Below are 934 nucleotides of genomic sequence, written 5' to 3'. Positions count from 1 at the left end.
CCATGCTGGCTGGGCTGGAGGCCGGCATGGATGGGCAAGCCTTACTCTTTGGATTTGAGGAAGCGGGTCGTTGCGGCGGTTGTGAGTGGAGGGCTGTCGTGCCATGAGGCGGCCGAGCAGTTCGGGATCGCCGTCAGCACTGCCATTGGATGGGTGCGCCGGCAGCGCGAGACCGGCAGCATCGCGCCCGGCAAGATGGGTGGGCACCGGCCGAAAGCGATTTCTGGCGAACACCGTGTCTGGGTGTTGGAGCGGATCAAGGCGGGCGATTTCACCTTGCGCGGGCTGGTTGCCGAGCTCGCCGAACGCGGGCTGAAGGTCGACTACCGCTCGGTGTGGGAGTTCGTCCATGCCGAGAAACTCAGCTTCAAAAAAAAGCGTGGTGGCTGGCGAACGCGATCGTCCCGACGTGGCAAGGCGGCGGGCCCAGTGGATCAAATATCAAGATCGCGTCGGGCCTGAGCGCCTGGTCTTCATCGACGAGACCTGGACCAGAACCGATATGGCGGCTTTGCGGGGATGGGCGCCGCGTGGCCAGAGGCTTCCCACCAAGGTTCCACACGGCCGCTGGAAGACCATGACCTTCCTGGCCGCCTTGCGCCATGACCGGATCGAGGCGCCATGGTTTATCGAGGGCCCGATCGACGGCGACAGCTTTCGCCTCTACGTGGAAAAGGTCCTCCTCCCGACACTTCGTCCCGGCGACGTCGTCGTGATGGACAATCTCGGCAGCCACCGAGGCAAAATCGTGCGTCAGCTCATCCGCTCCGCGGGAGCCAAGCTCTTCTTCCTGCCGAAATACTCACCCGACCTGAATCCCATCGAACAGGTCTTTGCCAAGCTCAAGCACCTTCTCCGAAAAGCGGCCGCCCGAACCGTCGACGCTGTCTGCCTCGCCATCGGCCAGGTTCTGCAGCTCTTCACGCCCAAAGAA

Annotated in this window: 1 protein-coding gene; it reads left to right on the top strand. The window is 63.2% G+C overall.

What is annotated here, in order from left to right:
* Positions 1-30: 30 nt before the first annotated feature.
* Positions 31-934 (top strand): IS630 family transposase gene (locus AC5ZGW_RS46485; protein ID WP_496114186.1). Its coding sequence is split into 2 segments (ribosomal slippage), with 903 coding nucleotides annotated over them: positions 31-369 and positions 371-934; the frame shifts between segments, so codons are not numbered across the junction. This gene is flagged as partial in the annotation.

Source organism: Bradyrhizobium sp. Crot121 (assembly GCF_059512385.1).
The sequence above is the reverse complement of the archived record's forward strand: the minus strand, read 5'-3'. Positions and strand labels throughout refer to the sequence as shown.